6 protein-coding genes are annotated in these 5,540 nt (G+C 74.4%); 1 reads left to right on the top strand and 5 read right to left on the bottom strand.

Going from position 1 to position 5,540, the window contains the following annotated elements; all coding sequences use genetic code 11:
• Nucleotides 1-104: 104 nt before the first annotated feature.
• The 5 genes from ACWEVO_RS28875 to ACWEVO_RS28855 form a co-directional block, all read right to left on the bottom strand.
• Nucleotides 105-1,289: a hypothetical protein gene (locus ACWEVO_RS28875; RefSeq protein WP_452310634.1), complete on the bottom strand. Its 1,185-nt coding sequence runs from the start codon at nt 1,287-1,289 to the stop codon at nt 105-107.
• A 200-nt stretch (nt 1,290-1,489) separates the two neighbouring features.
• Nucleotides 1,490-2,239, bottom strand: a complete 750-nt coding sequence (locus ACWEVO_RS28870; protein WP_452310633.1) for a ZIP family metal transporter — start codon at nt 2,237-2,239, stop codon at nt 1,490-1,492.
• A 39-nt stretch (nt 2,240-2,278) separates the two neighbouring features.
• Nucleotides 2,279-3,478, bottom strand: coding sequence for a GNAT family N-acetyltransferase (locus ACWEVO_RS28865; protein ID WP_452310632.1), 1,200 nt, complete (start codon nt 3,476-3,478; stop codon nt 2,279-2,281).
• A gap of 48 nt (nt 3,479-3,526) precedes the next feature.
• Complete coding sequence (locus ACWEVO_RS28860; protein WP_452310631.1) at nt 3,527-4,246, bottom strand: PP2C family protein-serine/threonine phosphatase; 720 nt, start codon at nt 4,244-4,246, stop codon at nt 3,527-3,529.
• A gap of 95 nt (nt 4,247-4,341) precedes the next feature.
• Nucleotides 4,342-4,890 (bottom strand): helix-turn-helix domain-containing protein, encoded by a 549-nt coding sequence (locus ACWEVO_RS28855; protein WP_452310630.1) that lies wholly within the window; start codon nt 4,888-4,890, stop codon nt 4,342-4,344.
• 59 nt (nt 4,891-4,949) lie between these two features.
• On the opposite strand from ACWEVO_RS28855, the gene ACWEVO_RS28850 reads away from it, so the two are divergent.
• Nucleotides 4,950-5,540, top strand: a 591-nt coding sequence (locus tag ACWEVO_RS28850) for a benzoate/H(+) symporter BenE family transporter (protein ID WP_452310629.1), incomplete at its 3' end; no start/stop codon positions are given.

The raw sequence follows: 5,540 nt of genomic DNA, 5'->3' as shown, positions 1-5,540 counted from the left end.
GGCGGGGTTGATCATGGTGTTGGCGTCACGGCGGATTTAAATTCCCCCCAAACCCCTTGATCAACGGACCCCAGGAAGGGACCAGGGCGGGACCGGGGCGGGGGTCAGCGGAGGGTGGAGGTGGTGAGGGTCGGTGGGTGGGCGCCGAGGAAGAAGATGCCGGGGTAGCCGTTGGTCTCGAAGCCCTGGCTGGGGTTGCGGCGCAGGGTGGAGCCCTCGATGCGGAGGGTGCCCGTCCGGTTGTTGCTGACGAAGAAGATCGCCCCGCCGCCCTCGTTGGCCCGGTTGTCCTCGATGATCGTGCCGGCGACGCGCACCGCGAACTCGTTCCCGTCGCAGTAGATCGCGCCGCCGCTGCCCCCGCCGGGGGTGCCGGAGCGCGCCGGGTTGGCCCCGCTCCCGACCGCCCGGTTGTCGCGCAAGACGCTGTTCAGCACCGTCCAGGAGACTCCGATGCTGCTGATCCCCGCCCCGTTGGCGCAGGTTCCGCGCTCGAAGGTGCTGTTGACCACGTACACCGGGCGGTTCTCGTACTGGCTGAGCACGCGCAGCGCCCCACCGCCCAGGTCCGGGCCGGTGCGGTCGCAGCGGTTGCCGACGAAGCGGGAGTTGACCACCTTCACCCGGCCGCCGCGGACGAAGATCGCCCCACCGCCGCCGCCCTCGGTCCGGTCGCCGGTCGAGTTGCCGTCGGCGAAGGTCAGGTTCTGCACGGTGAGCTGCGGGTGGTCCTGGTTCTGACAGTGCGAGGTGGTCCAGCCCTGGGCCTGGTCGCAGGTGTTCAGGTAGAGGATCCTGCGCTGGCCCCCGCCGCTCAGGGTGACCTTGCCGCCCCCGTCCAGCACGATCCGCGGCCCGTGCGAGTTGACCACCTTCGCGGTCGCCGTCATCCGGATGGTGACCGGGTCGGGGCCGCAGTCGAAGGTGATGATGCCGCCGGCCGCCACGGCCCGCACCACCGCCGCCGAGGTGCAGCTCGCGGCGGTGCCGGTGCCGATCGTACGGGTGGGGTGCGAGGTGTCCACCGCCCGCGCCTCCGCCGGCACGGCCGCCCGTCCTGCCTGGTTGCCGGCGCGGAAGGCGCGCGTTGACGGGCTGGGGCGGGCGGTGCCGAGGCCGGTGCGGGCACTCGGACCGGCCGTCGGGGTCACGGTCGGCGCGGCGGCGGTGCCGGTCGCCGCGACCGGAGCGGCCCGGTCCGAGGTGGACGGCCCACCGGATCCGCAGCCGGGCAGCGCGGTCAGGGCGACCGTGAGGGCGAGGACGGCGATGGTCGGCTTCGAACGCACCCGCCGATGCTAGGAGCGCGGTCCGTCCCCGCACGACCGCCGGCGGAATCCTTAACCCCCCGCTAATCCCGCCCGCACCCGGGATCGACTCGGCCTGCGGCAGAGCGGCGCCTTCGCGGGCGGGGAGAGCCCGGTCTGCCGCAGGTCGAGCGCGGCTCCCGGGCGAGCCGGCCGTCGAGGCCGGCTCCCGCCGTCGACGGTCAGGCGTGGGAGAGGGCGAAGGCGGTGAGGAAGCCGAGGACGGTGACCAGGCCGACCAGCAGGTGGGCGTCATCGAACGCCTCCGGGACCATGGTGTCGGTGATCATCGCGAGGATCGCGCCGGCCGCCAGCGCCGTGATGGTGGCCAGCACCTCCGGCGGGGCGCCACCGAGCAGCGTGTAGCCGGCCAGCGCCGCCACGCCGCTGATCAGGGCGATCGCCGTCCAGAGCAGGAAGACGTACCGCCGGGTGCGGCCCGCCTGGCGCATGCCCGCGGCGCTGGACAGGCCCTCCGGCACGTTGCTGAGGAAGACCGCGATCACCGTGACCAGGCTGACCGGCCCGCCGGCCAGCAGGCTCGCGCCGATCACCACCGACTCCGGTACGCCGTCGAGCAGCGCGCCGATCGCGATGGCCGTGCCCGAGCCGGGTTGCTCCTGTTCGGACGGTTGCTGGTCGCCGGAGCGCTTGCGGTGCCGGGCGCCCCGGCGGGCCAGCAGGACGTTCGCCCCGGTGTACGCGAGCGCCCCGGCCGCCGCCCCGATCGTGACCGGCAGCAGCCCGCCCTGCTCGTGCGCCTCGGCGATCAGCTCGAACGACACGGCGGAGAGCAGCACACCGGCGCCGAACGCCATCACCGACGCGATGACGCGGGCCGGCACCCGCGCGAAGAATCCGGCGACCGCCCCGATCAGCAGGGCGGACCCGGCCAGCAGCCCCCAGAGTCCCGCTTCCAACCATTCCGGCACGCGCAGGACCCTACCCTCGCCGGAAAATCGGAAACGGGTTCAGAAGTCGGCGAAGAGGTACGGCAGCTCACGCGGGAAGATCCGGCGCAGCTCGGCCGCCGCGTCCGCCGGCACCTCACCCAGTCCCCGGATGACGACGTCGGCCGGGTCGAGCACCCCGTACGCCAGGGCGGAGAGGCCGGCGGCGGTGAGCGTCGTGGTCGGCACGCTGCCCGGTGCGGCGCTGTCGCCCGGCAGCAGCTCCAGCTTTCCGGTGGTGCCGTCGAGCAGGTGGCTGCCGGCCAGCCAGCGGTCCCCGACCAGCTCGACGCGGACGCGCCCGGCCCCGGTCGGCAGGTCGGCGAGCGCGTCCAGGCTCAGCAGCCGGGCCATCGGGGCGGGTGAGCCTGGCCGGGAGACCCGCGCCTCGACGTGCACCGCGAGGTCGGTGAGCCACAGCTCGGGCAGCTCGTCGGCGGGGAGCTGGACGCTGATCCGCTCCACCTGGTCGACGTGCCGGGCGAAGAACTGCAGCAGGGACGCCCGCGCGTACGGGTCCTCGGCGAGCAGGTCGTCGGCGTGCAGGGTGCCGCCGTGGTCGTCGATCCGGTAGGTGACCGCGCCGACGGTCGCACCGTCCCGGACGGCGGTGAGCAGCCAGCGGTCGTCCCGGTCCCGCTGGGCGACGGCGCGGAAGTCCGGGAAGATGGCGAACCCGTGCCGCTCGCGCAGGCAGCGCTCGGTGTACGCGCGCCACGTCGGGTAGCCGGCCCCGATCCGCTCCCAGGTCACCTCTCCGGGCAGGTCGGCGCGGAGCAGCGGTGCCAGGTCGGCCGGGGAGAAGGTCGCGGTACGCCGGCGGGGCAGCCCGACGTACCCGAAGCGCTCGTAGAACGAGGCGCGGAACGGGTAGAGCGCGGTCAACGCGTGGCCCTCGTCCCGCAGCTCGTCGAGCAGCCGGTGCAGCAGGTTGCGGACGTGGCCGCGGCGGCGGGCCAGCGGGTGGGTGGCCACCCCGGCCACGCCCGCCATCGGCAGCACGCTGCCGCGCAGGTTCTGCCGCATCGGGATCGCCGAGGCGGCCGCCGCGACGTTCCCGCCCTCCTCCACGACCAGGGTCCGGTTGCCCGCGTTGTACGGCAGGTACGCGCGGAACTCGTCGACCCGGGACGCGCCCATCGGCGACGCCTCGAACGCGTACGCCTGGAGGGGGAAGGTGGTGGTGAGGCGTTCCTCGGCGGCCAACCGGCGGATGAGCATCCGTCCATCCCAACCCGGGTCGGCCGCCCCCGCAACCGGATTGGTCGGTCAGGCCTCGGTGACGTCGGAGACAATCACCGTGACGTTGTCCGGGGCGCCGGCCTGGTGGGCCAGCTTCACCAGCTGCTCGCCGCAGTGCTGCCGGTCGGGGTAGGTGGCCAGTGCCGAGGCGATGGCGACGTCCTCCACGTAGTCGGAGAGGCCGTCGCTGCACAGCAGCAGCCGGTCGCCGGGGAACACGGCGAGCGCCCCGATGGCCGGCGGCGCGTCGGAGCCCTGCACGGCCCGGGTGACCAGGGAGCGCTGGGGGTGGTGGCGGGCCTGGTCGGGGGAGAGCGCGCCCTGGTCGACCAGCGCCTGCACGAAGGTGTCGTCCCGGGTGAGCTGGGTCAGTTCGTTGTCCCGCAGCAGGTAGCAGCGGGAGTCGCCGACCTGGGCGAGGACCAGGGTGTCGGCGGCGAGCAGGCCGGCGGTCAGGGTCGTACCCATGCCGTCGCGGGCCGGGTCCACCGTGATGGCGGCGCGGATCCGTTGGTTGGCGGTGCTCACCACGGCGCGCAGCGCGTCGGCGGCCTCGTCGGGCGCGGTGGGTGGGGTCAGCTCGTCCAGGATCCGGATGACGATCTCGCTCGCCACCTCCCCCGCGGGGAGGCCGCCCATGCCGTCGGCCACCGCCACGAGGCGGTCACCGGCGAGTGCGGAGTCCTCGTTGTTGGTCCGGACGAGGCCGACGTCGTTGAGGATGGCCGAGCGGAGGATCAGCGTCATGGGGTCAAGCTTGCCAAGAAGACCCCGCCCTCGTCTCTACACACCGGGTATGGCCGAGGAAGATCAGCGTGTCTCGCCGGCTTCATCCATCGTGGTCAGCCGCGTGGATAGCGCAGCAGCAGGCTCGCCCGGACCGGCTCGTCGCCCACGGCGGCGTAGCTGTGCGGCACGTCCGAGGTCCAGCGCAGGTACTCGCCCGGCCCGGCGGTCAGCGGGGCGTCCACCGGCCCGGCGCGCAGCACGCCGGAGAAGACGGTCACGTGCTCGGTGACCCCCGCCTGGTGCGCGGGGGAGAGCTGCGCCGGCCCGGGGGCGACCCGCATCCGGTAGAGCTCGTACGTCGCGTCGGTGTCGGTGAAGACCTCCAGCAGGGTGGCGCCCACCGCGGCGCCTCGTACGGTCGGCGTGTCGGCCGGCCCGGAGAGGACGGCGGTGAGCGGCACCCCGAGCTGCGCGGTGACCGCGTAGAGGGTCTCCAGCGTGGGGTTGCGGGTGCCGTTCTCCAGGCCGGAGAGGGTGGCCTTTCCGACGCCGGCGCGCCGGGCGAGGGTGGACAGAGACAGCCCCCGCTCCTCGCGGAGGGCGCGGATCCGCCGGCCGACCTCGTCCGCAGTGTGGTCACCGGCTGGTGGGGCAGCTGCCATGGCGGCTATCGTCCTACACCGTGCCGTTCCGTAAACGGAACGCCGGACGGAGGTGGGGCATGGCCGGGCGACTCCAACCCGTGCTGGCCGGGGTGGTCACCGCCCTGGTCGGCTTCGCCAGCTCGTTCACGGTGGTCCTCGCCGGGCTGCGCGCGGTCGGCGCCGACCAGGCGCAGGCGGCCTCCGGCCTGCTCGCGCTCTGCGTCGCCACCGGTTGCTGCGCCGTCTGGCTCGGGCTGCGGCACCGGATGCCCCTCGCCATCGCCTGGTCCACCCCGGGCGCCGCGCTGCTCGTCGCCACGGGCCCGGTGCCCGGCGGCTGGCCGGCGGCCGTCGGCGCGTTCCTGCTCACCGGTGTGCTGATCGCCGCCGCCGGGCTGGTCCCACCGCTCGGCCGGGCGGTCGCGGCGATCCCGGGCCCGATCGCCAGCGCCATGCTCGCCGGGGTGCTGCTGCCGCTCTGCACCGCGCCCGTCCGGGCCCTGGTCGAGGTGCCCCGGCTGGCCGGCCCGGTGGTGCTCGCCTGGCTGGTGCTGCACCGCTTCGCGCGCCGCTGGGCCGTGCCGGGCGCGCTGGCCGTCGCGGTCGTGGCCATCGCGCTCACCGCCGCCGCGCCGGTCCGGTCGCACCTCGCGCCGACCGAGATAGGT

The organism is Micromonospora sp. NPDC003776, assembly GCF_053605645.1.
Note: the sequence above shows the minus strand (reverse complement) of the source record. Positions and strands in the feature narration are given on the sequence as shown.

Excerpts from the sequence above, each read along its gene's own strand:
- ACWEVO_RS28860 (WP_452310631.1), bottom strand. The coding sequence starts at position 4,246 with ATGACGCTGATCCTCCGCTCGGCCATCCTCAACGACGTCGGCCTCGTC.
- ACWEVO_RS28855 (WP_452310630.1), bottom strand. The coding sequence starts at position 4,890 with ATGGCAGCTGCCCCACCAGCCGGTGACCACACTGCGGACGAGGTCGGC.
- ACWEVO_RS28865 (WP_452310632.1), bottom strand. The coding sequence starts at position 3,478 with ATGCTCATCCGCCGGTTGGCCGCCGAGGAACGCCTCACCACCACCTTC.